Annotated in this window: 23 protein-coding genes; 9 read left to right on the plus strand and 14 right to left on the minus strand. The window is 50.9% G+C overall.

Features of this window, described 5'->3' with window-relative positions; translation table 11 throughout:
- Positions 1-21 precede the first annotated feature (21 nt).
- The 4 genes from GS398_RS16940 to GS398_RS16955 all read right to left on the minus strand — a co-directional run bounded on the left by GS398_RS16940 (position 22) and on the right by GS398_RS16955 (position 6972).
- On the minus strand, positions 22-2595 hold the full coding sequence (locus GS398_RS16940; protein ID WP_160908002.1) for a zinc-dependent metalloprotease: 2574 nt from the start codon (positions 2593-2595) through the stop codon (positions 22-24).
- Positions 2596-2814: 219 nt separating this feature from the next.
- Positions 2815-4740, minus strand: coding sequence for an acetate--CoA ligase (gene acs / locus GS398_RS16945; RefSeq protein WP_160908003.1), 1926 nt, complete (start codon positions 4738-4740; stop codon positions 2815-2817).
- Between the two features lie 37 nt (positions 4741-4777).
- Entirely contained in the window at positions 4778-6691 is a 1914-nt protein-coding gene (locus tag GS398_RS16950) for a solute symporter family protein (RefSeq protein WP_160908004.1), read from the minus strand.
- Complete coding sequence (locus GS398_RS16955) at positions 6688-6972, minus strand: DUF485 domain-containing protein (protein WP_160908005.1); 285 nt, start codon at positions 6970-6972, stop codon at positions 6688-6690. The genes GS398_RS16950 and GS398_RS16955 overlap by 4 nt, the downstream gene beginning before the upstream one ends.
- A 253-nt stretch (positions 6973-7225) precedes the next feature.
- On the opposite strand from GS398_RS16955, the gene rpmB reads away from it, so the two are divergent.
- The 7 genes from rpmB (at position 7226) to GS398_RS16990 (ending at position 13059) form a co-directional block, all read left to right on the plus strand.
- The gene (gene rpmB / locus GS398_RS16960) at positions 7226-7459 is read left to right on the plus strand and encodes a 50S ribosomal protein L28 (protein ID WP_160908006.1); all 234 of its coding nucleotides are present in this window, start codon (positions 7226-7228) and stop codon (positions 7457-7459) included.
- Between the two features lie 93 nt (positions 7460-7552).
- Positions 7553-7735 (plus strand): 50S ribosomal protein L33, encoded by a 183-nt coding sequence (gene rpmG, locus GS398_RS16965; RefSeq protein WP_160908007.1) that lies wholly within the window; start codon positions 7553-7555, stop codon positions 7733-7735.
- A 40-nt stretch (positions 7736-7775) separates the two neighbouring features.
- Complete coding sequence (locus GS398_RS16970) at positions 7776-7934, plus strand: DUF4295 domain-containing protein (RefSeq protein ID WP_160908008.1); 159 nt, start codon at positions 7776-7778, stop codon at positions 7932-7934.
- 79 nt (positions 7935-8013) lie between these two features.
- Positions 8014-8976, plus strand: a complete 963-nt coding sequence (gene ftsY / locus GS398_RS16975; protein WP_160908009.1) for a signal recognition particle-docking protein FtsY — start codon at positions 8014-8016, stop codon at positions 8974-8976.
- 6 nt (positions 8977-8982) lie between these two features.
- A complete protein-coding gene (gene rimO / locus GS398_RS16980; RefSeq protein WP_160908010.1) occupies positions 8983-10314 on the plus strand; it encodes a 30S ribosomal protein S12 methylthiotransferase RimO in 1332 nt (443 codons plus the stop codon).
- 48 nt (positions 10315-10362) lie between these two features.
- The gene (bshC, locus tag GS398_RS16985; RefSeq protein WP_160908011.1) at positions 10363-11961 is read left to right on the plus strand and encodes a bacillithiol biosynthesis cysteine-adding enzyme BshC; all 1599 of its coding nucleotides are present in this window, start codon (positions 10363-10365) and stop codon (positions 11959-11961) included.
- 3 nt (positions 11962-11964) lie between these two features.
- On the plus strand, positions 11965-13059 hold the full coding sequence (locus GS398_RS16990) for an Ldh family oxidoreductase (protein WP_160908012.1): 1095 nt from the start codon (positions 11965-11967) through the stop codon (positions 13057-13059).
- Between the two features lie 27 nt (positions 13060-13086).
- On the opposite strand, the gene lepB is transcribed toward GS398_RS16990, so the two are convergent.
- From lepB to GS398_RS17015, 5 genes are all read right to left on the minus strand, one after another.
- The gene (gene lepB / locus GS398_RS16995) at positions 13087-14283 is read right to left on the minus strand and encodes a signal peptidase I (RefSeq protein WP_160908013.1); all 1197 of its coding nucleotides are present in this window, start codon (positions 14281-14283) and stop codon (positions 13087-13089) included.
- A 141-nt stretch (positions 14284-14424) separates the two neighbouring features.
- Positions 14425-15168, minus strand: a complete 744-nt coding sequence (gene dapB / locus GS398_RS17000; RefSeq protein WP_160908014.1) for a 4-hydroxy-tetrahydrodipicolinate reductase — start codon at positions 15166-15168, stop codon at positions 14425-14427.
- A 134-nt stretch (positions 15169-15302) separates the two neighbouring features.
- Entirely contained in the window at positions 15303-15941 is a 639-nt protein-coding gene (locus tag GS398_RS17005; RefSeq protein ID WP_160908015.1) for a DUF5683 domain-containing protein, read from the minus strand.
- Positions 15942-16009: 68 nt separating this feature from the next.
- A complete protein-coding gene (locus tag GS398_RS17010; protein WP_160908016.1) occupies positions 16010-16912 on the minus strand; it encodes a ParB/RepB/Spo0J family partition protein in 903 nt (300 codons plus the stop codon).
- Positions 16913-16915: 3 nt separating this feature from the next.
- Positions 16916-17719: a ParA family protein gene (locus GS398_RS17015; RefSeq protein WP_160908017.1), complete on the minus strand. Its 804-nt coding sequence runs from the start codon at positions 17717-17719 to the stop codon at positions 16916-16918.
- A gap of 172 nt (positions 17720-17891) precedes the next feature.
- Here GS398_RS17015 and GS398_RS17020 point away from each other — a divergent pair, with 172 nt between their 5' ends.
- Complete coding sequence (locus GS398_RS17020) at positions 17892-18413, plus strand: NADPH-dependent FMN reductase (RefSeq protein WP_160908018.1); 522 nt, start codon at positions 17892-17894, stop codon at positions 18411-18413.
- Here GS398_RS17020 and GS398_RS17025 read toward each other — a convergent pair.
- Entirely contained in the window at positions 18410-19336 is a 927-nt protein-coding gene (locus tag GS398_RS17025; RefSeq protein ID WP_160908019.1) for a cobalamin-binding protein, read from the minus strand. The two genes, GS398_RS17020 and GS398_RS17025, sit on opposite strands and share 4 nt — an antisense overlap.
- A 10-nt stretch (positions 19337-19346) precedes the next feature.
- Complete coding sequence (locus GS398_RS17030; protein WP_160908020.1) at positions 19347-20834, minus strand: aldehyde dehydrogenase (NADP(+)); 1488 nt, start codon at positions 20832-20834, stop codon at positions 19347-19349.
- A gap of 94 nt (positions 20835-20928) precedes the next feature.
- Here GS398_RS17030 and GS398_RS17035 point away from each other — a divergent pair, with 94 nt between their 5' ends.
- The gene (locus GS398_RS17035) at positions 20929-22272 is read left to right on the plus strand and encodes a deoxyguanosinetriphosphate triphosphohydrolase (RefSeq protein WP_202406113.1); all 1344 of its coding nucleotides are present in this window, start codon (positions 20929-20931) and stop codon (positions 22270-22272) included.
- 148 nt (positions 22273-22420) lie between these two features.
- On the opposite strand, the gene GS398_RS17040 is transcribed toward GS398_RS17035, so the two are convergent.
- Genes GS398_RS17040 through GS398_RS17050 form a run of 3 tightly spaced genes read right to left on the minus strand, consistent with a single transcriptional unit; the run spans position 22421 to position 26372 of the window.
- Entirely contained in the window at positions 22421-23620 is a 1200-nt protein-coding gene (locus tag GS398_RS17040) for a glycoside hydrolase family 88 protein (RefSeq protein ID WP_160908021.1), read from the minus strand.
- A gap of 27 nt (positions 23621-23647) precedes the next feature.
- A complete protein-coding gene (locus GS398_RS17045) occupies positions 23648-25192 on the minus strand; it encodes an alpha-N-arabinofuranosidase (RefSeq protein WP_160908022.1) in 1545 nt (514 codons plus the stop codon).
- Positions 25193-25211: 19 nt separating this feature from the next.
- The gene (locus GS398_RS17050) at positions 25212-26372 is read right to left on the minus strand and encodes an aldose epimerase family protein (RefSeq protein WP_160908023.1); all 1161 of its coding nucleotides are present in this window, start codon (positions 26370-26372) and stop codon (positions 25212-25214) included.
- Between the last annotated feature and the right edge of the window lie 44 nt (positions 26373-26416).

Raw genomic sequence — 26416 nt, forward strand, 5'->3', positions numbered from 1 at the left:
GGTGAAAGGTTTATTTTATCATTATTTCGGATCCAGCGTCTCTGTGATCCTGTCTGAAAGATCCTGGAGATGATAGCTGGTCATTGAGTCGGTTGTTGCAGGCAGCGCCGATTTTACCAGCGCATTCACTGATCTTAACTGTGCCTTAGCCACAGATTTCACGTCATTTGGCAGGGACGCTTGTTCCGCACCACCACCGCGACGTCCGGCGCCAGCCGGGATCACCGCCGCCGCTGCAGGTGCTGCCGGGGGTTTCACCAATTCGATCAGCTGCTCCACATAGATTTTCTGCAGGTTTCGGCGATACACGTCAACCGGCTTATTCGCTTTCAGTTCGCTGAATACAGACCCTTGGATATCAGTAAAAAAGTCTGTGATCTTAAATGCTTTGTCGCCATCCTGTGCTTCGCCGGCAATCAGTTTCGACAGGGTATTGCTGCTGAACAGGCGGTTCAGGGTAGTTTCCTGCATTCTTCCGATCACCTGGAGGGAATTGCCCCCGGTGTTGTCCAGGATAGGCTGATTGATCAGCCAGGTCGGCGTAGTGAACAGGTTCGCCTCAAGAAACGCCAGCGCTTCTTTCTGGGTGGCGGCAGGTGTGCGCTCATAGACCGGGCCTGTTTGTTCTACCGTTTTCGGGTTTTCGTAAATGCCGCCGATATTTTTGGATACGTGTCCCAGGTAACGGCCAAACTGCGTAGTGATCTGTCCGTACATGTTCTCGAGGTCATCGTACCCCTCGTTGGCATTTTTTGTCCATTCAGGCAAACTGGCCAGGATGCGCTTCAGGTTCCTGATGCCGTATTCGCTGGCCTTCATGGCATTGTCAGACAAATCTTCGTTCTGCGAGTGCGGGTCGTCAGGATTGCTTTCGGTGCCAAAGAATAACCGGCGGTCTTTCAAACGCTCAACGGCAAGCTTGTTTAGGGCAGAAATTTCGGCATCTGCGCTTTTATATTCAGGCAACAGCCTATATCCCCATTCGATGGCCCATTTATCATAATCGCCGATGCGCGGGTAGATCCCTTTAGGCGTAATGTTATCTTCAGGCTGCGCTACGTAGTTAAAGCGGGCATAATCCATAATTGACGGAGTATGGCCATTAGCTTCAACCCATGCCTTGTTGCGGAGGTTTTCGGTAGGTACCGTAGAGCTGGAACCGTAGTTGTGACGTAGCCCAAGGGTATGGCCCACCTCGTGCGAAGACACGAAACGGATCAGGTCGCCCATCAGTTCGTCGCTGAATTCCATTTTCCGGGCACGCGGGTCTATGGCCGCAGCTTGGGTAAAGTACCAGTCGTGTACCAGTTTTTGCACGTTATGGAACCAGTTGATATGGCTTTCCATGATCTCGCCGCTGCGCGGATCTGCGATACTCGGACCGCTTGCATTGGCTATCTCCGAAGGCTTGTACACGATGGCCGAGTGACCTGCATCGTCAAGGCTCCAGGTAGAATCCTCTTTCGCGGTAGGTGCCATCTTGCCGATAATGGCATTTTTAAAGCCGGCTTTCTCGAAGGCTTTCTGCCAGTCGTTCACACCGGCGATGAGGTATGGCACCCATTTTTTCGGGGTGGCAGGATCGATATAAAACACGATCGGTTTCATCGGCTCCACCAGCTCTCCCCTGCGATATTTGGCCATGTCGGCAGGTTTTGGCTCCAATCTCCATCTTTTAATGATCTGTACTTCTTTGATCCCCTGCGGGTTAAGATCGAAATCGGTATAGCCGACCGCGAAAAATCCTACACGCTGATCGAAATAACGCGGCTGCATTGGCTTTTTAGGCAGGACCACGAGCGAGGTGTTCAGCTCGACCGTAGCAGATCCGTTGTTGCCACCACCGCCGCCGCCAGCCGGCGCACCACCGCCGAAGCCTGTTTGCGCAGCTGTTAACGTGTAAGTTTTAACCGTGGTGATCTCGATATTGGTTGGAAAGCTGCGCACATTTTCGATGTAGCTGCGGTCGGCCAGCAGGTTACCCAGGCGGAAGCCTGATTTCGCCTGGGCCGAGCCGAAGAAGAAAACTTCGCTGTCGCCATTGATATAATCCGTTACGTCGATCACGCTGCCTTTACCGCCCTCTGCATAGGCAGCCACGTTAAATGCCGCAGATATCGCCTGGATATTCGAGCGCTGTACCGCCTGGTACATCGACTTGGTGCTATCAGGACTGTATGTGCGGTAAGATACCTTACGCATGAAAATCCGGTTAGCCGGGCCCTTTTCGAACCGGATCACGGAACTCCCGATCTGGTCGCCGGCATATCCTGAAGCCGCCCGCACCTCAGCGCCAGCTTTGGAGATCCTGCTTACTACCAGGATCTCACGGCCTAACACACTGTCGGCGATCTCGAAATAATACTTATCGTCTACCTTATGGGTGGTAAAAAGGCCTTTGCGGGTCAGCGCCTTGTCGGTGATCACCGATTTGTAAGGTCTTGGCTGTGCACGCTGGGCTGCCGCTCCAGGGAACCCGCCCGGAATTGCAGGTCTGCCCACGGAATCCGTTGAAGCCGGCTGCCGGCGATTCTGCGCGCTGGCAGTACCCGCCACTGCCAAAAGCAACAGGGATGAAAGTAAAAGTTTGTTCATTCTGATTATTTTAATGATTTTTTAATAATAGGAAGTCCAAGATAGGGTTTATGGACGGAGGAGGGAAAGAATAACTAAGAAATTACAATGAGTTGTCAGTTATCAGTTGTCAGTTATTAGTGGCCAGTCTTATCCTTGGTAAATGTTTTAACACAAGGGACAGGAGCTGAAAGCTGATAGCTAACGGCTGATAGCTGATAGCTAATGACTGATACCTGATCACGATTGCGCTTTCAGTTTCGTAGCGCCGGTCATGATCTCCTCCACCACGGCCGGATCGAGCAGCGTGGAGGTATCGCCCAGGTTACCGGTATCGCCCTCGGCTATTTTACGGAGAATGCGGCGCATGATCTTACCGGAGCGCGTTTTGGGAAGGCCAGACACGAACTGGATCTTGTCCGGTTTGGCAATCGGGCCGATGATCCTGGAAACGGTCATCACGATATCTTTGCGGGTTACCTCTTCGTTCTCGTGTTTATCCGGGCAAACCACGTACGCATATACGCCCTGCCCCTTAATGTCGTGCGGGTAGCCTACCACCGCCGATTCGACTACGCTGGAATGCATATTAATCGCGTTCTCCACTTCGGCAGTGCCGATGCGGTGTCCCGAAACGTTGAGCACATCGTCAACTCTTCCGGTGATCCGGTAATAGCCATCGTCGTCGCGCAGGCAGCCGTCGCCGGTAAAGTACAGGTTCTCGTAAGTGGAGAAATACGTTTTCTTGCAGCGTTCGTGGTCGCCGTAGGTAGTGCGGATCATTCCCGGCCACGGGAACTTAATGCAAAGGTTACCGTTAACACCGTTGCCGGCGATCTCCACGCCGTTTTCATCGACCAGTATCGGTTGAATGCCAGGTAGCGGCAACGTAGCGAATCCCGGTTTTGTGGTGGTAACGCCGGCAATCGGGGAGATCATGATCCCGCCCGTCTCTGTTTGCCACCAGGTGTCTACAATGGGGCATTTGCCGCCGCCGATCTGCTCATCAAACCAGTGCCATGCTTCCTCGTTGATAGGCTCACCTACCGACCCAAGCTTTTTAAGGGAACTGAGGTCCTTCCCCATTACGGGGCCGGTACCAAAGCCCATAAGCGACCGGATGGCCGTGGGCGCTGTGTACAGGATATTCACTTTGTACTGTGCTACAATATTCCAGAGTCTTCCGGCATCGGGCCAGGTGGGCACACCTTCGAACATCAGCGTAGTAGCGCCCTGTGACAGGGGGCCGTACAATATATAGGTATGCCCCGTGATCCAGCCGATATCTGCGGTGCAGAAATAAATTTCACCCGGGTTATAATCAAACACATTGGCGAAGGTATAGCCTGCATATACCATGTACCCGCCGCAGGTGTGCACCACCCCCTTCGGCTTGCCGGTGGAACCGGAGGTGTACAGGATGAATAACATATCTTCGGCATCCATCTCCTCGGGCGTACATACGGGATTGCCCTTGGTTTCCACTTTCCGGATCTCGTCTTCCCACCATACATCGCGGCCCTTAAGCATCGATACCGGCGTACGGCTGCGGGTAAGCACGATCACTCTTTTCACTGTAGCACATTGAACCAGCGCATCGTCGATCACCGATTTTAACGGGATATCTTTCGGTCCGCGGAAACCGCCATCAGCCGTAATCACCAGCGAGCAGGAGGCATCCTGGATCCTGTCGGCGATGGATTGGGCCGAAAAGCCGCCGAACACCACCGAGTGAATGGCGCCGATCCGGGCACAGGCCAGCACGGCGATCGCCAGTTCGGGGATCATCGGCATATAAATACAGACGCGGTCGCCTTTCTGAACGCCATTATTTTTCAGCACATTAGAGAACTGGCAAACCTTGTCGTAAAGCTGGCGGTACGTTAACACGCGATGGTCTTCCTCCGGGTCGTTGGGCTCCCAGATGATCGCGGGCTTATCGCCCAGCGTTTCCAGGTGGCGGTCGAGGCAGTTCTCGGTAATATTTAGCTTAGCGCCTTCAAACCAGCGGATCTCCGGGTCAGTGAAATTCCAATTAAGCACCCGGTCCCAGGGCTTACGCCACTGGAAATTACCCGCTATCTCCTCCCAGAATTTTTCGGGCTGCGTAACACTGTAATTGTATTTCTCTTTGTAATCTTCAAAGGATGTAGTCCGTAGGTTCATGCTAAGTAAAAAGCCAAATATATTATTTAACCGGGAATCAATTAATAGCGGCCGCCGGTTTTGTTTTTTGTGTCATCAGCGACACGATCCATACCATTAAAACCGCCAGCGGGAACGAGATGATCGCCGGGTTATCCAGTTTATGTAAGGCATTGGCGGGATCCAGTCCGTAACGGTCCCACATGGTTGGAGAGGTGAGGATAATTGCCAGTGAAACAACGATACCGGTTACGATAGAAGTGGCGATCCCCTGCGACGTCGTCTTTTTCCAGAAAAGCAGGAACAATATCGCCGGGAGGTTGGCGGAAGCAGCGATAGAAAATGCCCAGCCTACCAGGAACGATACATTCATCCCTTTAAAAGCAATGCCCAGGCATATGGCGAAGATCCCGACTACAAAAGCGGATATTTTACCGGCACGCACTTTTTTCTTATCATCCTGTTTCCAGCCGAGGTAGTTATCGATCAGGTCATGTGCAATAGCGCCCGAAGACGCGATAATGAGCCCGGCCACTGTTCCCAGGATGGTGGCAAATGCCACGGCAGAGATCACCGAAAACAGGAACACCCCAAATGCTTTTGCCAGCAGCGGCGCAGCCATATTGCTCGATTCTACATCCAGTACGCCGTTCACGGCTGCGCCGAGGCCCATAAACATGGTCAGTATATAAAACGTCCCGATGGCAGCGATAGCCAGGATGGTCGATTTGCGGGCATCGCGCTGCGATTTTACCGTGTAGTAACGGATCAGGATATGCGGCAGGGCGGCGGTTCCGAGGAACAGCGCCAGCATCAGTGAAATGAAATCGAGCCTGCTCCAGGCGCTGGCGCCTTTACCGATCTTATATTTAAGCCCGGGAAGCATGAAGTCGCTTCCCGCAGTTACGTTTTGGTAATATACGGTTACCTTTTTTCCCTCGTCGGTGAACTTAGCTTCCGAAAACCGTACCAGCTCGCTTTTGCCCAGCACAGAAAGGAACCTGGCCGGTCCAACCGGGCCCGAGCTTTCCATTTCCTGCCCATCTATCACGATCTTGTCCAGGTGGCCTACGGGGAAGAACTTTTGGTTACTTTTTGGCTCGCCGTTATATAAGATCACTCCATTCCCTTCGGCGATGGAAAGGGCCTCTTTAAGTGTGTATACACTGTCTTTCTCAGACAGGCTGAACCACCGCGGCACGCCGTCCTTTTCCAGTTTTACAAAATTCTTGCCCTTTACTTCCTGTTGAGAAACTACTTTCCAGTTTTCCACATTGGTCACCTTTCCACCGGTCACCTCCGGCGAAAGTGTTAAGAACTGGTGATAGGTACGATTTTCATTGTCGGGATGCAGCGTAAAGCCGTGTTTGAGGATATAAACGGTCAACACGGTTGATAAAATTATCAACAAACTGCCTTTAATGAACTGCACATACGTGGTAGAGGTCATCCCCGCACTGGCCACGATCACGATCACCACCAGCCCTACAAGCACTACGCCCGCCCAATGCGGTAAACCCAGCAAGGGAGTTACCAGGTCGCCGGCACCCACCATCTGCGGGATGAGGTAGAAAATAGAAACGATAAGCGTACTGACCGCTGCCGTAAGCGTAATGGCCCGCGATTTGAACGTAGCGTTAAGCGCATCCGTGAACGTGTATTTCCCGAGCCGCTTAAGCGGCTCGGCGATGAGGAACAGTGCAACGATCCAGCCCGCCAGAAAGCCGATGGAGTATAAGAACCCGTCGAAACCAACGGTAGCGATCATCCCGCAAATACCCAGGAAAGAAGCGGCCGAAAGGTAATCGCCCGCAAATGCGATCCCGTTTATGGCCCAATGGATCTGTCCGCCCGCCGCGTAATAAGAACTGGCCGACCGCGTTTTACGGGCAAAATAGAACGATAGCCCGAGTACGAATCCAACAAATACGATAAAGATCAGCAGTGCAGGAACAGAAATATCATAGATCATGGCTTCTGTTCCTCCCTGTTCAGGCTGTCTTCATACTGTGAGCAGAGATAATTGTAGATCACACCGAGTAATACCGCAAAAACGATCAGCCCTATGCCGTAAACGATGGCAAGGTTCAACCCTCCCCATACCTCATGGCTCAGCAATTCATAGTTCAGCACACCGATTACGACAAATCCGGCATAAAAAAAAAGGTAAACGAAGAAAAACCAAACGCCAAGCCTGGATTTCTTCGCGGAGGCATTGTCGACTCCCAGTTCGGCAGCGGGTCCGTGATGCATATCTTAACTGTTTTTGTGAATTAGGTTTATAATGGCGTATAAGGCTACTGTCAAACATATAAATAAAAAATTACAGCAGGAACGGAACCGGTGGTAAAATACTTGATAGATGAGCCGGCGGCCGGCCAGGGAATAACTCCCAGCCCCGATGAAAAATTATTCACTACCCTGTTGCAGTTTTAGTTTTTAATTCGGATATTTGCACACTCTTTTTGAGAATCTGAAGTATATATAAACGAAACACAGTACAGTCATGTCGAGAATTTGTGATTTAACAGGAAAAGGGCCGATGAACGGTTTCAACGTTTCTAATTCAAACGTAAAGACCAAACGGAAATTCTATCCTAACCTGAAGGTTAAAAGATTTTATATTCCTGAAGAGGGAAAATGGATCACACTGAAAGTTTCCACTTCAGCCATTAAAACCATCAACAAAAACGGCATTACTGCTGTGATCAATAAATTCGTTAAAAAAGGAACCGTATAAATCAGTTATACGTTAAACGTTGGACGCTGGGACGTTAGCTAAGCGCTGCGCAGGAACGTAAACGTAAAACGTACGACGTAAAACATAAAAGAAATGGCAAAGAAAGGTAACAGGGTACAGGTTATTTTGGAATGCACTGAGCATAAAGAAAGCGGCATGCCCGGAATGTCACGCTACATCACCAAGAAGAACAAGAAAAACACCACCAACCGCCTGGAGTTAAAGAAATTTAACCCTGTGCTAAAACGGGTAACTGTTCACAAAGAGATTAAATAAGCGAATAGCTGGTTTATTACAACATTCAAATTTTTGAGATATGGCTAAGAAAGTAGTTGCAACCCTGAAAACAGGTAAAGGCAAAGAATATTCGAAAGTGATCACGATGAACAAGTCACCTAAAACCGGTGCTTACTCTTTCAAAGAAGTTATCGTACACAACGATCACGTAAAAGACGCGATTGCCGGTAACATGTAACCCGGTTTTTCCGAAAAAGATAAGAGCCGTCCTGAGTATTCTGGAGGGCTTTTTTTGTTAAACCTCCATCATTACCATCATGGGTCTATTTGATTTTTTCAAAAGAAAAGAGAACACCGTACAGGAGCAGGAAGCCCTTGATAAGGGCACGGAAAAAACCCGTGAAGGCCTGTTTTCCAGGATCACGAAAGCGGTAGCGGGAAAATCGACGGTTGACGATGAAGTGCTCGACGAGCTGGAGGAGATCCTGGTAACGTCGGATGTAGGCGTAAATACCACGCTAAAGATCATTAAACGAATCGAAGAGCGTGTTGCCCGCGACAAATACCTGAACACCTCTGAGCTGAACGGCATCCTGCGCGACGAGATCCGGGAGCTGCTCGCGGAGAACAACAGCAACGACTTCCAGACCTTCGAGTACGGCAACTATAAACCTTACGTGATCATGGTAGTGGGCGTAAACGGAGTAGGGAAAACCACCACCATCGGGAAACTGGCTCATAAGCTAAAGCAGGCGGGGAGCAATGTGGTGCTTGGCGCAGCGGATACCTTCCGTGCCGCGGCGGTCGACCAGCTGAAACTCTGGGGAGAACGCGTAAAGGTACGGGTGGTGGCGCAAGCCATGGGGTCTGATCCTGCCTCGGTAGCGTTCGATACGCTTCAGTCTGCCGTCGCCAACGGCGATGATGTAGCCATTATAGATACCGCGGGGCGCTTACATAACAAGGTGGCGCTGATGAATGAGCTCACTAAGATCAAAAATGTAATGCAAAAAGTAGTTCCGGGAGCGCCGCACGAGATATTGTTGGTCCTCGACGCCTCTACCGGCCAAAATGCGGTAGAGCAATGCCGGCAATTTACCCAGGCGACAGATGTGAACGCCCTGGCCCTTACTAAACTGGACGGAACGGCCAAGGGCGGCGTGGTGATCGGCATCTCCGACGAATTTAAGATCCCCGTAAAGTATATCGGCGTGGGAGAAGCCATGGACCACCTGCAGCTGTTTGACAGGAAAGCTTTTGTGGAATCGCTATTTAAATAATTGACATTGAAGACGAAAACGATATTTAACGAAGCGCCGGCAAAGCCAAAGGTGAATGTGATCACCCTGGGCTGCTCAAAAAACATCTACGATTCGGAGGTGCTGATGGGACAATTGCGCAGCGGGAACATGGATGTGGTCCATGAATCGGGGCAAGTTGGAAAGAACGATATCGTAGTGATCAATACTTGCGGGTTTATCGATAATGCCAAACAGGAATCCATAGACACCATCCTGCAGTACAGTGAGCTGAAAGAGCGGGGAAAAGTGGGTAAAGTGATCGTAACCGGCTGCCTTTCTGAAAGATATAAACCGGAATTGGAAGCGGAGATCACCAATGTGGATGCCTATTTCGGCACCAATGATCTTCAAAACCTGCTCGCATCGGTAGGCGTGAACTACCGGCACGAACTGGTTGGCGAACGCATGCTTACTACTCCTTCGCATTATGCGTATTTTAAGATCGCCGAAGGCTGTAACCGGCCCTGTTCTTTTTGCGCTATTCCGCTCATGCGCGGGAAACACGTGTCCACACCGATGGAGGATCTCGTAAAACAAGCTTCCTTGTTAGCCGCGAGTGGCACCAAAGAGCTTATCCTGATTGCACAGGACCTTACCTACTACGGGCTCGATACCTATGGAAAACGTAACCTCGACGAATTACTGCGACGCCTTTCGGACGTTGCCGGGATCGATTGGATAAGGCTGCAGTATGCGTACCCGTCCGGTTTTCCCCTGGAGATCCTCGACGTAATGAACGAACGCGAGAATATCTGCAAGTACCTCGATATGCCGCTGCAGCATATCAGCGACCCGATGCTGAAATCGATGCGCCGGGGTATCACCAAACAAAAAACCATCGACCTCGTAAATACGATCCGTGACAAGGTGCCCGGCATCGCCCTGCGGACCACCCTGATCTGCGGGTATCCCGGCGAAACGGAACAGGATTTTAACGAGATGCGCGACTGGGTTGAAATGTCACGTTTCGACCGGCTCGGCTGTTTCACTTATTCGCATGAAGAGAAAACGCATGCGCACCAGCTGGTAGACGACGTACCCGAAGAAGTAAAAGAAAAGCGCGTGGAAGAGATCATGCAGGTACAGCAAGAAATTTCGTACGAGATCAACCAGGAGAAGATCGGCCAGATCGTAAAGGTACTTATCGATCGCCAGGAAGGTGGTTTTCTCGCCGGGAGAACGGAATTCGACTCACCGGAGGTTGATAATGAAGTTTTGATCGACGCCAGCAAACAATACGCCACACCAGGAACTTTTGTACAGGTACAGATCGGGCGCGCCGAGGATTTTGACCTTTATGGACAAATTGTCAAATAAAATAGCTCCCCGTCTGAATTAAGTTATTTCGCCTATTTTCGTTCCCGAATGAAATCCAGCTGTATAGATTATCGCTCGACCGGCTCCTTCTCCCCCGCCGTGATCCGTTATCTTAACCGGGATGAAAAACTCGAACCTTTCCAGGCATACCCGCCTACCCTGGCCGGCTTGAAAGCCGCCGCCGAAAACAGAAATTTCACCGGGGACCGGGAACTGCTGGCAAAAGTATTGTTGGAACAGTATGAAAAAGTGGCCGCCGCCGGTCGTCCCGCAGGGGAAAAGGTATTGGCAAATATCCGCTCGCTGGCCAATGAAAACACCTTCACCGTTACCACCGGCCACCAGCTGAATATATTTACCGGTCCGCTTTATTTCATCTTCAAGATCGTTACGGCAATTAACCTTGCCAACCAGCTGAAGAAGGCCGACCCCGGGAAACATTTCGTGCCTGTTTATTGGATGGCTACGGAAGATCACGATTTCGCGGAAATCAACCATACTTACGTGGACGGCCAGCTGTTATCATGGGAGACCGGCGCAAAAGGCGCTACGGGGCGCATGAATACGGCTACGATGGCAGGCACGCTAAAGTCATACACCGGGATGCTCGGCCTCTCGGGACATGCAGCCGACCTGGCGAAACTGGTAACCGACGCCTACACGCGGAACGAAAACCTGGCCGATGCCACCCGTTATCTCGTAAACGCATTGTTCGGGGATTATGGGCTGGTGGTGATCGATGCCGACGATACCAGGCTCAAGAAACGGTTCGCTCCGGTTATCGCGCAGGACATATTCGAACAAAATAGTTACCGGCAGATCACCGCAAGCAGCGAGGCATTGCAGCAAACGGGATTCCAAACCCAGGTAAACGCACGCGAAATCAATTTCTTCTACCTGGCTGATGGTTTGCGCGAACGGCTGGTACTCGAGAACGGCACCTACTATGTACTTAACTCCGACGTTCGTTTTACCCCCGAAGAGCTTCGACACGAAATAAGCGCGCATCCGGAACGTTTCAGCCCGAACGTGATCCTGCGACCGCTCTACCAGGAAATGATCCTGCCAAATATCGCTTACGTGGGCGGCGGTGCGGAAATAGTTTACTGGCTGCAGCTGAAAAAGAACTTCGATTTTTACGACACACGCTTCCCCGTACTTATCCTCAGGAATTCAGCCATGCTGGCTGATGAGGAAATGGCCATAAAGCTTACACGGCTCGACCTTTGTTTCGAAGACCTGTTTACTAATCCTGTATTGCTTGAAAAAGAGTGGGTGCGAAAACACACTAAAAACGACTTGAGCCTTACCGGCGAATGGGCTGAATTGGAAGCGGTTTTTGAAAAGATCAGTTTCCGCGCTGCGAAAGTAGACCCGACCCTGGCGCCCAGTGCGCAGGCGGTAAAGGCCCGTCTTGGTCGCGCCATACAAAACCTGGAAAAAAAACTGGTAAAGGCAGAGAAAAGAAATAACCATACGGCCTTATCTCAAATTGCCGCTATCCGCGAAAAACTCTTTCCCCAAGGGGGATTGCAGGAACGTAAAGCGAATTTCGCACCGTTCTACGTGAAGCATGGCCCCGAACTGATCAGCGAACTGGTGAAACACTTAGAGCCGTTAGACTTCAAGTTTACTATCTTAAGCTGACACATGCCTGCAGGATCTGCCCTTTTCAGCGAAAATAATCTCCGTAGCTTTACCACCAGCATATTCCTTCAAATTGGCTGCAGTGAGGCGCATGCTTCGCTTGCCGCCGATGTGCTGCTGCGCGCAGATCTTCGCGGAATCGATTCACACGGGGTGGCGCGCCTGGCCGGATACGTCCGGCTATGGGAAAAAGGCCGGATCAATGCCACGCCCGACATCACGATAGTACATGAAACCCCGACCACGGCCACGGTCGACGGAGATAGCGGGTTAGGACTGGTAATAGCTCCCTTCGCTATGAACCTGGCCATTGAAAAAGCGTCGGTTTATGGTTCCGGCTGGGTGGCGGTCAGGAACTCCAACCACTTCGGTATCGCCGGTTATCATGCGCTGATGGCTGCGGAGCGGCAAATGATCGGCATGGCCATGACAAATGCAAGCCCGCTGGTGGCTCCTACCTTTACCACCGAACGGTTGTTGGGTACCAATCCCATCTGCTATGCTTTCCCTGCCGGCAATCATCCGCCGGTGGTAGTAGATATGGCAACTTCGGCTGCCGCAAACGGCAAACTGGAGATCGCACAGCGGAAGAACGATCCCTTGCCGGGGGGCTGGGTACAAACTGCCGGCGGCGAAAGCAGTACAGACGCCCACGCGCTAAAATCGGGGGGCTCGTTACTACCGCTTGGCAGCGACCGCGAGCACGGCAGCCATAAAGGATTCGGGCTTGGCGCTACGGTCGATATTTTATCGGCCGTGCTCTCCGGTGCGAATTATGGCCCTTGGGTTCCCCCCTTTGTTTCTTTTATCGATCCCCTACCCGACCTCCCGGGAAAGGGAATCGGGCATTTCCTGGGCGCCATGCGTGTAGATGGCTTCAGGCCGGTAGCAGAATTTCACCACCACATCGATCAGTGGATCGACCGGTTTAAAGCGGCAAAACCCATCGACCCGCTTCAACCGCTGATCATACCCGGCGAACCTGAACTCCAGGCAGCACATGACCGCAAAAAAAACGGCATCCCGCTGGTGGACGCCGTCGTATCTGATCTTAATACCCTTGCTGAAAAATTCAACATTCAAAAGCTGGAAGGGTAAAGCTAAAAGCTTCGGGCCTTTAACTCACTAGTGTATGCCCATAAAGATCCGGTTCCACCTGATCTTGCTAAAGAAAGATCCGCTTTCGTTCCAGCTCATCCATACGAACAAGGCCTTTCCAACCACGTGATCTTCGGGCACAAAACCCCAGAAACGGGAATCCAGGGAGTCGTCGCGGTTATCGCCCATCATCCAGTAATAATTCATCTTAAAGGTGTAGGACGTGGCCTTTACGCCGTTAATGTACACGTCCGTACCCCGCTCTTCCCACTTATTACCCTCGTAAACCTGTATGGCACGCTTATAAATCGGCAGGGTGGTACTGTCAAGTTTCACCGTCCAGCCCTTTTTAGGAATGATCAGCGGGCCGAAGTTATCCTCGTTCCAGTTATATTTCGCGTTATGCGGGAAAACCGCGCTTTCATATTGACCGGGTTGTTTGTTCTGCTTAGTCACCGACTTCACATTGCCCCAGGTTTTAATCAGTTCGCTTTGTTCCCGGGTGAGCTTCATACCATACTCGGTAGTTGATATTGCCGTGGCTACGATGCCCATTTCCTCCAGGGTAACCCGGTTAAAATCGGTACCATCTGTAGTAACCAGGTACTCGTTCTGGCTTGTTTTGGAATCTTCGAACGCCTGTCCGTTCAAATAGATCTGTGCATTAATGATCCTCAGGGTATCGCCAGCAATTCCCACACAGCGTTTGATGTAATTTTCCCGCTTATCAACCGGGCGCTCTACAAAGGTATAACCGGGGTTGCCGCGGGTAACGGCCCTGCCCATCTGCCGCACCAACTGATAATAGCTGGCCGACTCCTGGGTTTCCACTACCACCGTATCGCCCTCCGGGTAGTTAAACACCACTACGTCTCCTCTTTTAATCTCGCTCAAGCCAGGCAGGCGGCGGTATTTCCACTGAATGCCGTCCCAATAGGCCTTGGTACCGGTTAAAGGCATAGTATGATGTGCGAAAGGAAACGCCACCGGTGTAATGGGCATACGTGCACCATAATTTACTTTGCTTACAAAAAGAAAATCGCCTATCAGTAACGATTTCTCCATGGAACCTGTAGGAATCGTATAGGCTTCGATGAACAGGCCCCGAATAAGCGTTGCCGCTACCACCGCGAAAACGATGGCGTCTACCCACTCTCTTGCTGCGCTTTTCTTTTTAGCGGGCTTCTTTTTATCTGAATTCTTTTTCCAGAATTTCCAACTCATGATCTTCTTTTATTTATTGCTTGCTCAGGTTAAAGGTTGAAAGTTAAAGGTTTGATGTCTAACCGCATAATCAAATCGCCATAATTCCCATTAATCGTTACGGGCCCGACGCTGAACTTCAAACCAACAACCGTTAACTTATTACACTTTAAAATCAAACATATCTTTTACGGAGTAAAAACCCTTTTTACCCGCGAGCCACTCGGCTGCAAGCACAGCGCCCAACGCAAAACCGGCGCGGCTGTGTGCGGTGTGTTTAAGCTCGATATCGTCCACTTCCGAACTGTAAATAATGGTATGCGTTCCGGGTACATCCTCAAGGCGATGCGACTCGATCAGCAACTGGTTTGGCGTGCTTACCATATCGCTCTGCGTACCCGCCACTTCGTTTATCCATTCGGTTTTACGTTCCAGTTCGTCAACGATCCCTTCCGCCAGCGTAATCGCGGTCCCGCTCGGCGCATCCAGCTTTTGCGTATGGTGGATCTCTTCCACCTGCACATCATACTGGCCATACCTGTTCATCAGTTTTGCGAGTACTTTATTCACAAAAAAGAGAATATTTACGCCAACACTGAAGTTAGATGCGTAGAGTAACGCGCTGTTACTCCTCCCGCAATTGTTTTTTACCTCCTGCAAACGCCCATACCAGCCGGTGGTACCCACCACAACAGGCAAACCCGCATTAAAACAGGCGTCGATATTCGGCAGGACAGAATCGGGCGTACTGAATTCGATCGCCACATCCGCCTTCGCGAGATTTTCGCGGGTAAGCTGGTCCTGGTTAAAAGCGTCGATCTTTAATATCACCTGGTGTCCACGGTCAACGGCAAACTGCTCGATAATGCGGCCCATTTTTCCGTAGCCGAGGAGGACGATGTTCATATAGTTTTCAGTTTTCAGTGATCAGTTTGATTGCTGGTTTAGTATCAGGCCCGGGGTATAAAAGGGATAGGTACTGATCCCTGATAACCACTCACCATCCCGCTAAATTAGCGTTTTTCAACGATTGGGCAACGTCATTTAAAGGATAAGCTGAGCTTCATTGCCGGAGCGGGCGTATTTAACGAAAAGCCCTGGGTGGGCGGGCCATTTTGTATAACAGAAGGCGCGATCTTCATCGACAGGTTGTCGCCGATATCATAACGAAAGAGCTTGGCGTCAGTATAAGCTTCGATGGACTGTATCGTATGAAAGAACAGGAAGCCCAGGATACAAAGGTCGCGATCGCGCCGAAAATTGTCTTTAACCGAGATCAGCGACGATCGCTGGGTAATTACGAACAGGTCGGGGTCCCGTTTCTGATCCGAGTTCGCCAGCCTGTACTGGAGCTCGTGCAATGTTTTGCGATACCAGTACTGGTCGTAATTATAGATTAGTCCAAGGGCCACGTACCCGCCATAAATTGCGGGGATCTTGATATACCTGAACGGCTGTTTTTTTCCTTTGCGGATCTGGATGTTATAAAGCTGCCCCCAGCCAGGAATCATCAGCGACCTTTTCAAAGCGGTAGAAGGCATTTTTTCTATGGCAAGCCGGGCGGAATCTTTCACGACCCCGGACGATTTCTTTGCCGTCGCCTTTCTACTCGCCGCCGAGCTGTCGGGGATATTAGGTTTGGTTCCGGGATTGCGCATCGACGAATCTCCCTTCACCATAGTTGGGTTTGTTTGTGAATATCCGTGCGAGGCAAACAGCAGGATCGCTATGAAAAAAAAAATGCGCATTACCAGTCCAGCAATTCAAGGATGCGGTTCAGGTCGTCGTCGGAAACGAAAGGAATCTCAATCGCTCCTTTCCCCTGGCTTTGCATCTTCAGCTTTACCCTTGTGGCAAATTTAGAGGCAAGGTCATCCTGAACCTTTTGGTACTGAAACGTCATCGCGGGCGTTTTCTTACTTTCGGATGGTACTTTTCCGGATTGCTGGAGCGCGCGCACCAGTTCTTCCGCTTTGCGGACGGAAAGGTTCCTGGACAGGATCTCGCGGTGTACATACAACTGTTTGTCTGATCCCTCGAGACCGAGCAGTGCCTTGGCGTGCCCCATGGAGATATTATTATCGCGTACAGAAACCTGTATCGCAGGCGGCAGCTTAAGTAACCTGAGATAATTGGTTACGGTTGAGCGGTTTTTGCTTACGCGATCCCCGAGCTCCTCCTGTTTCAGCTTACACTCGTCAATCATTCGCTGAAAGCTGAGCGCCACTTCGATGGCGTTAAGGTTTTCGCGCTGGATGTTTTCGATAAGCGCCATTTCCAGCATCTGCTGGTCATTGGCCGTACGGATATAGGCCGGCACCTCGGTGAGCCCTGCCATCCTGGAGGCACGGAACCTTCTTTCGCCGGAAATGATCTGGAAAGCCGAGGGGCCGGTTTTACGCACGGTGATCGGCTGGATCAGTCCCTGCAGTTTTATCGAGTCAGAAAGTTCCTGCAGTGCCAGTTGGTCAAATGCGGTACGCGGCTGGAACGGGTTTACCTCCACCTGGCTTACCAGCACATGGCTGATGGAGCCGGGCGCTGGGCCTTCGTTCGCTGCGAGGGCTCCCGGACGGGTATTTTGCTTGTCGGTATCATCGAGCAACGCTCCTAATCCCCTGCCTAACCCTGTTTTCTTCTGATACGTCATTTATTAAACGGTAGCTTGAGTTACGGCCTCTTCTTCCCTGGTCATTCCGTTGTTACGGATGATCTCCCTCGCGAGGTTCAGGTAATTGATGGCTCCTTTGCAATTGGCGTCGTGCATGATCACGGAAACGCCGTAACTCGGCGCTTCGCTCAGGCGGGTGTTTCGCTGGATGATGGTATCGAATACCAGGTCCTGGAAATGAGTTTTCACCTCTTCCACTACCTGGTTGGAAAGGCGCAAACGCACATCGTACATAGTAAGCAGGATGCCCTCGATCTCCAGTTCAGGATTAAGGCGGTTTTGCACGATCTTGATGGTATTGAGCAGCTTGCCCAATCCTTCTAAAGCGAAGTACTCACACTGTACCGGGATGATCACCGAATTAGCGGACGTAAGCGCGTTGATGGTAATAAGGCCCAGCGACGGGGAGCAATCGATAATGATAAAGTCATAATCGTCACGTACCTTGTCAAGCACCGCCTTCATTTTATATTCCCTGGTGTCCAGGTTGATCATTTCGATCTCCGCGCCCACCAGGTCGATGTGTGCAGGCAACAGGTCGAGGTTCGGAGTATCTGTTTTTTGAATCGCTTCGCGCGGGTCGATCCCGTTGATGATACATTCATAGATACTTGCCTGTATGTTCCGCGGATCGAAGCCAATACCGGAGGTCGAATTAGCCTGCGGATCCGCGTCGACCAGCAAAGTTCTGAATTCAAGTACGGCGAGACTGGCGGCAAGATTAATTGACGACGTCGTTTTACCAACACCACCCTTCTGATTAGCTATTGCGATGATCTTACTCATTCTTTGGATATAATTACAAACGTGTGATATAAAAGCGCAAAACAGGCACTTCCGGGCAAAAGAAAGCCGCTACTTTTACAGCGTTCAAGGCGCTTTTTACCAATCGCTAAGATACGAACTTTAAACAATTAACCGGGGGGGCTGTTAGCTCGTTTTACACATATTATCCACAATGATCACATTATTGGCTGCTACCAATAGAGAAGAAAGCTTTACGCTTAAGCTCACCCGATACTACCAAAAGAGGCTGGCGGAGCTGGGTATAGAAACGAACGTGCTCTCGCTTACTTCACTTCCCCATAACCTGATCAGCAGCGATTTATATGGCAAAAGAAGCGCGGAATTTCAGCCGGTCCAGGACCAGGTAACCGCTACCACCAAGTTCCTGTTCGTGATACCGGAATATAACGGAAGCTTCCCCGGCATATTAAAAACCTTCATAGACGCCTGTAAGTTTCCCGAAAGTTTTTACGGGAAAAAGGCCGCACTTACCGGCATTTCCTCGGGGAAATATGGCAATATCAGGGGGATCGATCACTTCACAGGAGTTTGTCATTACGTAGGCATGCATGTGATGCCGCTTCGCATTCACATACCTGCCATACATAAAGAACTGGATGAACACGGCAACCTCTTTATGGAAGATACTCTCCGGTTCACTAACCAGCAGATCAACCAGTTTATTACTTTTTAAACTTCAAACTTGAGCCAGCCTGCGCCCTCGTACCCAAAAATGAATTGTTTCGGGTTAATGATCTCGGCCAGGATCTCGATGGTATCCACGATCCGTGGTCCCGAGCGGTTGAAATAATGATTCCCGTCCGCAATGTAAAAGCGATTGTTTTTAATCGCCTTCAGCGCGTTCCAACCGGGGAGCTCCAGCAGCAGGCTGATCTCTGACATCGTCCGTTCGATGGAGAACCCGCAAGGCGATACCACGATGATATCGGGATCCGCGGCGCGCAGCGATTCATAATCGATAAACGGCGAGTGCCTGCCCTTCTCCGCCATGATGGGCACGCCACCTGCGATCTCCACCAATTCCGGGGTCCAGTTGCCGGCGACCATTAGGGGCGACAACCATTCCACCACGAACACGTCAGGTCTCTCTGTAATGAACTTCAATTTATGACGGATAAGATCGATCCGCTCTTCTAATGATTCGATCACTTCTTCGCCCTTTTCCGGCACGTTGAGCTGACGGGCAATATTCCTGATGTCGGCAAATATATCGCCAAGCAAATTGGGGGAAAGCGAAATGATCTCCGCGTTTTTATCCAGCAGGGAACCAAGCGCATCTTCCACATCCTTAAGGCTTACGGCACATACTTCGCATTGCGTTTGGGTGATGATCACATCAGGCGATAGTTGCCTGATCATCTCTTTATCCACGGTATAGATCGATAACGCTTCTGTTAGGATCTCTTTTACTTTGCGGTCAATCTCCGTGCTGCTGAGATCCGGTGCAAATTTAACGGAAGAGCAGGCGGGCAATACAAGCGCTTCGGACGGGAAATCGCATTCATGGGACCGTCCTACCAGGGCGTCTCCTTTACCCAGTGCATAAACGATCTCGGTGCCTGCGGCAAGGAGCGAAACGATCTTCTTTTCTGGCATTCGGAAGTAATTAAGATTTGACCGGTTCTAAGGTAGTTTCATTGTTGATCACCCGCCAGAGATCCAGCGGATTCTCGTTCTTTAATTCATCAGGCAAAAACTCGTCGGGCCAGTTCTGGAAGCAAAGCGGACGGGAGAACCGCCTGATGCCATCCGCGCCGACCGAAGTGAAGCGGCTATCAGTAGAAGCAGGGAAAGGGCCGCCATGATGCATGGCCAGGCTTACGTCTACGCCGGTTGGAAAGTTATTCACAATGATACGTCCGCAAAAGTCCTGCACATGGTGGATAAGCTCTTCGTTAGAGGCGAGGTCGCCGGCGGTAGCCAGCAAGGTCGCCGTTAACTGGCCTTGCAGCGCGCCGGCTATCTCCAGCATTTCCGCCGCACCGGCGCATTTAACCACCAGGGAGAAAGGCCCGAACACTTCTTCGTGAAGGACGGGGTTCGATAGGAATGTGGCGGCATCGGTAACGGCAACCGTTGCAAGCCCCTGTCCCTCTGCCGGCGTAATGTCAGAGATCCCGGGCGCCGCAACACCGGGTTGCTGTAATGCCTGCGATCTTCGTGCATGATAGTTGCTGGCAATACCCGCGTGAAGCATGTTGGCGGGAGCCACGGCCTTTACCTGCTGCGTTAACGCAGCGATGAACTGGTCGAGATCCGGTCCCTCAATGCCGATAGCCAGTCCGGGATTCGTGCAAAATTGCCCCACACCCAATGTTACCGATGCGGCAAATTGCTGGGCAAGTGCTGCAGGATCGGCACCCAGCTTTCCCGGGAGGATAAATACAGGGTTCACGCTACCCATTTCCGCGAATACAGGAATAGGGTCCTTTCGCCGGTTGGCGAGGTCGAAAAGCGCTTTGCCGCCGGTGAAGGACCCGGTAAAAGCCACCGCTTTAATAACAGGATGCGATACCAGGGCCTGGGCGACTTCGATGCCCGGATCCCATATCTGTGCAAAAGTCCCTTCCGGGAAACGGCATTTTTCTACCGCACGGAGAATAGCCTGTTCCATGAGCGCGGCCGTTTTAGGATGCGCGGGATGAGCTTTAACGATCACCGGGCAACCCGCCGCAACGGCGCACGCCGTATCGCCGCCGGCCGTGGAAAATGCGAAAGGAAAATTACTCGCGCCGAACACCGCTACCGGCCCGATAGGCACCTGCATTTTGCGGAGATCTGGTTTGGGAGGCGTGCGCGAGGGATTGGCGGTATCGATCCGCAAATCGAGACAGGTGCCCAGTTCTGCGGCATTGGCATAACTCTGCCACTGAAAGATGGTACGCGCGCGCTCGCCAGTCAGCCTCGCCTCCGGTAAGTGCGACTCTGCCATAGCGGTGTGGATCAATTTATCACCGAGCAGCTCTATCTCTTTGCCGATAGTTCGCATAAAGGAGCCACGTTGCCGTGCCGACATTTTCTTTAACTCCGTAGCGGCGGTTTTTGCTTTATGGAGGATCACTTCGAGTGCTTCCGCTGATGTTTCCTGGTGCATGTTAAATTTCAAATAATTGGTCAAAGATAAAGCTTTGATACCTGACCACTCATAACTATCCTTACTTTTGGCCTTCAATTAAATCAGGTCCATTATGAAGTGGGAAATGCTGCTGTCTGCAAAGCGATGGGGAAGCGAGGAAAAATACCAGGGAAACACAACCGACGCCCGGTCTGAATTTCAGCGCGATTATGACCGGCTGATCTTCTCCTCCCCTTTCCGGAGATTACAGAACAAAACGCAGGTTTTTCCGTTACCCGGCAGCATATTCGTACACAACCGGCTAACACACAGCCTGGAAGTAGCCAGCGTCGGCCGGTCATTGGGCCGCATCTTTTACAATAAGCTGCGCGAAAATAATCCATCGTTAGACCGGCGCCTCCCGCTGATCAGCGAGATCGGGAATATCGTAGCTGCCGGCTGCCTGGCGCATGATCTTGGGAACCCGGCCTTCGGTCATTCAGGCGAAGCGGCGATCTCTTATTACTTCAATAAATCAGAAGGGAAGGTCTACCGTGACCAGGTAACCGGGGCACAGTGGTCTGACCTGACGCATTTCGAAGGGAATGCCAATGCTTTCCGGATCCTAACACATCCCTATGCGGGAAAAGGATATGGCAGCTTTGCGTTAACTTATTCCACACTTGCGTCGATCGCGAAATACCCGTGTGCATCGCAGGCTGGTCATGACAAAAAGTTACTTCACCGGAAAAAGTACGGGTTCTTCCAGTCGGAACAGGCCGGGTTTGAACGTGTCGCTACAGAGTTAGGTATGAAAAAAGTGACAGACGACCCGCTCAGTTATAAACGCCATCCACTGGTTTACCTGGTAGAGGCGGCGGATGATATCTGTTACAACATCATCGACCTCGAGGACGCTCACCGGCTCAAGATCCTCTCTTACCAGGAAGTAGAAGAGCTGCTGCTCCCGCTTTGCGGCGATGCTAAGATTAAATCGCGGCTGGCGGATATCGACGACGATGACGCACGCATCAGCCTCCTTCGTGCACGATCGATCAACACGCTGATTCAGCTATGCTCGGTGCTGTTTTTTAACGAACAGGAAGCCATCCTTGCCGGCGAAATGAACCGCAGCCTGATCGATGGCATCGACGAACCTTACCAGGCAGCGATGAAAAAGATCGCGGAGGTTTCCGTGAAGAAAATTTATAACTATTCATCGGTGGTACAGATCGAAATTGCAGGTTATAAAGTAATGGGCGGAATATTGGAAGAGTTCGTTCCGGCCTACCTCAACAATGAATCGAAATACCACGAAAAGCTCATTGCACTGATTCCTAAACAGTTCCTCACTAAAAACACCGATACTTATTCAAAGATCCAATCGGTATTGGATTTCGTATCGGGAATGACAGACTTGTACGCGGTGGAACTTTTCAGGAAGATCAAAGGGATCTCATTCCCTTCGATCGGGTAGCGGACCTCTTTTTGGTATAGATCAACATCAAATTACCTATCTACCAGGCATACTACTTTACAGGTTGAATGCTGATAGTAAACAGCCAATATACTCCCCAAAAATTCAGCTTGATCTGGAAACGCTATGAAATGAATAAATTAATGGCTTATTTAAATGCCTTATACCTTTCCATCGCTTCCACAAAGTAGTAATCGCCGTATGTTAGCGGTACATCTACTTCTGATTTTGCGGGGAGGTGGCCAACGCCGTGCTTTAAAATAAATCCGCCGTTGGTTCCTGCGGCGGCCTTATAGGTATCGGAGGAGAGCGACGTGATCATGGTTTCGGCAGCGGTAAAGTACTTCTGACCGGCTTCGCCGCCCGTGTATTTACACAACTCGAGCAACGCGGAAGCTGCAACGGAAGCTGCGGAAGCATCGCGAAGCACATTCGGCATACCCGGCGCGTTAAAATCCCAATACGGTACCTTATCCGACGGAAGATTCGGGTGATTGAGTATATATTCGGCGATATGCTGTGCCTGGTCAAGATACTTCTTATCTTTGGTCTCCCGGTACATCACGGTGAACCCGTAAAGCCCCCAGGCCTGCCCGCGCGCCCAGGCAGATTCGTTTGCATAGCCTTGTGCCGTTTTCTTCTCTTTTACCGAGCCGTCGTTCTTATTGTAGTTAATAACATGGTAGGAGCTGTAATCGGGACGGAAATGGTTTTTGATCGTGGTATTGGCATGGGTAACCGCGATCTTGTAATAAGACGAATCGCCGGTCACTTTAGTGGCCCAGAACAACAGCTCCAGGTTCATCATGTTATCGATGATCACCAGGAAATCAGACTCAATTTTAGAGTCCCACGATTTAATTGCGTTTACTTTCGGGCTAAACCGTGTCGACAGGGACCTGGCGCTCGTTACCAGGATATCTTTATACGCCTCGCTTGGCGCGATCCTGTTCGCGTTGCCAAAGCTGCAAAACATCATGAAGCCAAGATCGTGTGTGCTGGTATTCAGCTTTTCCTTTTCCAGCACTTTCAGGATCCTGTTTGTTTCAGCATACAGCGCAGGATCTTTCGTTTGCTCGTAAAGGTACAACATCGTTCCGGGGTAAAAACCGCTGCACCACCATTGGGAATCGCTGGTTACCAATTTATTGGCTGCCGCATCAAACGATTTTGGAAAACGGTTCTCCGGCAGGTTCTTCATCATCACCTTGTACTGCGCGGCAGCGTCGGCAAAGTTCTTGTCAATGGTAGTTAGTAGGTTCTTGCGGGGGGCAAATTTTGCGGTCCGCCGGACGGCGCACGACATGCACAGCATCGCCATGCAAGCCAGGATAAAGTACTTATTCATGGCACGATATTACCAAAAAATCTCTTATTACTGCACCTTCAAAATCACTACAGATTGCGGGGGAAGCGCGACAACCAGGTCATTATTCATTTTTTTGGCGCCGGTAAACGGCCTGATGTGGATTTTATCAGGCTCGGTAAAGGTGTTGATATCTGTGATCTTCCCGGAAGAAATAATTTGGCCGGTCACTGTCTTCCAGTTAACGCCGGGCAGCGACGTGGTCAGGTTGATCGTTTTCGACAGGTCTACATTCACCAGCGAAATATGGATAGTGCCCGTAGAATCCTGTGAAGCGGAGGCATTTACCGCGGGAATCTTGCTATCGCCGCTTACATAGTCGGGAGTATTCAGTTCCATCGGCAGGTATTTTGCATCGTGATGCACCTTGTACAGGTCGAAGACATGGTAGGTAGGTGTCAGGATCATTTTATCTTTTTCGGTTAATACCAGTGCCTGGAGCACGTTAACGGTTTGCGCCAGGTTAGCCATTTTTACCCGGTCGCTGTGGTTATTAAAGATATTCAGGTTAATACCGGCGATCAGCGCGTCGCGCATGCTATTCTGCTGGTACAGGAAGCCCGGGTTTGTACCGGGTTCCACATCGGTCCAGATCCCCCATTCATCCACCACCAGCGCCACGCGTTTCCGCGGATCATATTTATCCATAATGGCGGAATGTTTCGACACGATCTCATCCATTTTCAGGGTGTTCCTGATGGTGTTAAAGTATTCCTTTTCGTCAAAATTGGTGGCCGAGCCTTTGCTGCCCCGCCAACTCCCGGAAGGCAGCGTATAATAATGCAGCGTAAGGCCCCACATCTGGGTACCTATGTTCTTCATGCAGGTCTCCGTCCAGTTATAATCCTCGCCGTTAGAGCCGCTGGCGATCTTTTTGAGTGGCGCGCCCGGGTAATTACGTGCGTAGGTGGCGTACCGTTTGTATTGATCAGAGTAAAACTGCGCGGTCATATTGCCGCCGCAGCCCCAGCTCTCGTTGCCTACTCCCCAGAATGAGACCTTCCAGGGAGCGGCATGGCCATTCTGTTTACGTAGGTTGGCCATCGGGCTTTCGCCATCGAAATTAAAATATTCCACCCATTTGGCCATCTCTTCTACCGTTCCGCTGCCGACATTCCCCGCGATGTACGGCTCCGTGTTCAGCATCGAGCAGAGCTCCATGAATTCGTGTGTGCCGAAACTGTTGTCCTCGGTAACTCCACCCCAGTTGGTGTTCACCATTTTGGGCCGGAGGTTCCTAGGCCCAACGCCGTCACGCCAGTGATACTCATCTGCGAAACAACCACCCGGCCAGCGCAGGTTCGGGATCCTGATCTTTTTAAGCGCCTCCACAATATCGAGACGGATCCTGCCTTTATTGGGCACTTTCGACCCTTCGCTCACCCAAAAGCCGTCGTAAATACAGCGCCCGAGATGCTCGGCAAAATGACCGTAAATATGCCTGCTGATCACCTGGTTATTAACATTAGGCTTGATGGTGATTTTCGCGTCAGACTGGGCAAGGGCTACGCCTGTGATCGCCAAAGCGATCATTAAAGACAAGGTCCGTTTCATGGTTTACCTGTTTGTTCTGCTATTTGGCAGAGAATTTATAAACTGTTGTAGAAGTGTATGTTACACTTGGCTTGAGCACTGTCGACGGGAACGCCGGCTGGTTGGGAGAATCAGGAAAATGCTGTGTTTCCAGGCAGAACGCGGTACGGTGCGGGTAAGGCTTCGCGCTCTTGCCATCACTGTCTTTCCCGTCAAGGAAATTACCTCCGTAAAACTGTATGCCTGGCTCGGTGGTCAACACATCCATGGTAATGCCCGTCGCGGGGCCGGTTACGGAAGCTGCCAGCGTTAGCGAATTATCCTTTTTGTTAAGCACAAAGTTGTGGTCGTAACCCAGGCCGGCTTTGATCTGCGCGTCATCTGCATCCACACGCGAGCCGATAGCGGTCGGTTTCCTGAAATCGAACGGCGTGCCGGTTACGTCTTTCAATTCTCCTGTCGGGATAAGGGTAGTATCTACCGGGGTGAATTTATCGGCATTGATCATCATCAGGTGATCGTTAATGGTACCACTGCCCTCGCCATTCAGGTTGAAGTAAGCGTGGTTGGTAATATTTTGAACGGTAGGCGCATCAGTTGTTACCGCGTAATCTATCCGCAGGCCGTTCTCATCGGTTAAGGTGTAGGTCACTTTCACGGTAAGGTTACCGGGGTAGCCTTCTTCGCCGTCGGCGGATACATATTTCAGTTCCAGCTTATCAGCGGAGGAAGACACCACCTCCCAAACCCGTTTGTGAAAACCGGTCGGGCCGCCGTGAAGCGAATTCAGGCCATTATTTATCGCCAGGGAATACTCTTTCCCGTCGAGCTTGAACTTGCCTTTCGCGATGCGGTTCCCGTAGCGGCCGATCAATGCGCCGAAATAAGGATCGTTATCTTTCTGGTAACCGGAAAGTTTCTGGTAACCTAACACTACATCGGTCAATTTCCCGGCTTTGTCGGGCACCATCAGGCTCACGATCCTGCCGCCATAATTGGTGATCACGGCCTCTAAGCCGTTTTTGTTCTTTAACGTATACAGGTTAACAGGCTTGCCATCAACATCTTTGTGAAAATCTGCGGTATCGTACGCTGCGGTAGAAACCGAATCTGCATTGCTCGAGTTCATTTTTTGGGGATTATTACAGGCCGCGACGGAAAGTATTCCACAGCAGGCCAGCAAGATAAACTGTTTTTTCATGATCATTAGTATGGTTGGTTAGCAGGATTATTGAAATGGCTAAG

This window comes from Hufsiella ginkgonis (genome assembly GCF_009834915.1).
Lineage (GTDB): Bacteria > Bacteroidota > Bacteroidia > Sphingobacteriales > Sphingobacteriaceae > Hufsiella > Hufsiella ginkgonis.

Excerpts from the sequence above, each read along its gene's own strand:
- GS398_RS17045 (WP_160908022.1), bottom strand. The coding sequence starts at position 25,192 with ATGAAACGGACCTTGTCTTTAATGATCGCTTTGGCGATCACAGGCGTA.
- dapB (WP_160908014.1), bottom strand. The coding sequence starts at position 15,168 with ATGAACATCGTCCTCCTCGGCTACGGAAAAATGGGCCGCATTATCGAG.
- GS398_RS16955 (WP_160908005.1), bottom strand. The coding sequence starts at position 6,972 with ATGCATCACGGACCCGCTGCCGAACTGGGAGTCGACAATGCCTCCGCG.
- GS398_RS17040 (WP_160908021.1), bottom strand. The coding sequence starts at position 23,620 with ATGAATAAGTACTTTATCCTGGCTTGCATGGCGATGCTGTGCATGTCG.
- GS398_RS16950 (WP_160908004.1), bottom strand. The coding sequence starts at position 6,691 with ATGATCTATGATATTTCTGTTCCTGCACTGCTGATCTTTATCGTATTT.
- acs (WP_160908003.1), bottom strand. The coding sequence starts at position 4,740 with ATGAACCTACGGACTACATCCTTTGAAGATTACAAAGAGAAATACAAT.
- GS398_RS17020 (WP_160908018.1), top strand. The coding sequence starts at position 17,892 with ATGATCACATTATTGGCTGCTACCAATAGAGAAGAAAGCTTTACGCTT.
- GS398_RS17025 (WP_160908019.1), bottom strand. The coding sequence starts at position 19,336 with ATGCCAGAAAAGAAGATCGTTTCGCTCCTTGCCGCAGGCACCGAGATC.
- GS398_RS17010 (WP_160908016.1), bottom strand. The coding sequence starts at position 16,912 with ATGACGTATCAGAAGAAAACAGGGTTAGGCAGGGGATTAGGAGCGTTG.
- GS398_RS16970 (WP_160908008.1), top strand. The coding sequence starts at position 7,776 with ATGGCTAAGAAAGTAGTTGCAACCCTGAAAACAGGTAAAGGCAAAGAA.
- GS398_RS17050 (WP_160908023.1), bottom strand. The coding sequence starts at position 26,372 with ATGAAAAAACAGTTTATCTTGCTGGCCTGCTGTGGAATACTTTCCGTC.
- GS398_RS17005 (WP_160908015.1), bottom strand. The coding sequence starts at position 15,941 with ATGGTGAAGGGAGATTCGTCGATGCGCAATCCCGGAACCAAACCTAAT.
- GS398_RS17035 (WP_202406113.1), top strand. The coding sequence starts at position 20,929 with ATGAAGTGGGAAATGCTGCTGTCTGCAAAGCGATGGGGAAGCGAGGAA.
- ftsY (WP_160908009.1), top strand. The coding sequence starts at position 8,014 with ATGGGTCTATTTGATTTTTTCAAAAGAAAAGAGAACACCGTACAGGAG.
- GS398_RS16990 (WP_160908012.1), top strand. The coding sequence starts at position 11,965 with ATGCCTGCAGGATCTGCCCTTTTCAGCGAAAATAATCTCCGTAGCTTT.
- rpmG (WP_160908007.1), top strand. The coding sequence starts at position 7,553 with ATGGCAAAGAAAGGTAACAGGGTACAGGTTATTTTGGAATGCACTGAG.
- bshC (WP_160908011.1), top strand. The coding sequence starts at position 10,363 with ATGAAATCCAGCTGTATAGATTATCGCTCGACCGGCTCCTTCTCCCCC.
- GS398_RS16940 (WP_160908002.1), bottom strand. The coding sequence starts at position 2,595 with ATGAACAAACTTTTACTTTCATCCCTGTTGCTTTTGGCAGTGGCGGGT.
- GS398_RS17015 (WP_160908017.1), bottom strand. The coding sequence starts at position 17,719 with ATGAGTAAGATCATCGCAATAGCTAATCAGAAGGGTGGTGTTGGTAAA.
- rpmB (WP_160908006.1), top strand. The coding sequence starts at position 7,226 with ATGTCGAGAATTTGTGATTTAACAGGAAAAGGGCCGATGAACGGTTTC.
- lepB (WP_160908013.1), bottom strand. The coding sequence starts at position 14,283 with ATGAGTTGGAAATTCTGGAAAAAGAATTCAGATAAAAAGAAGCCCGCT.
- GS398_RS17030 (WP_160908020.1), bottom strand. The coding sequence starts at position 20,834 with ATGCACCAGGAAACATCAGCGGAAGCACTCGAAGTGATCCTCCATAAA.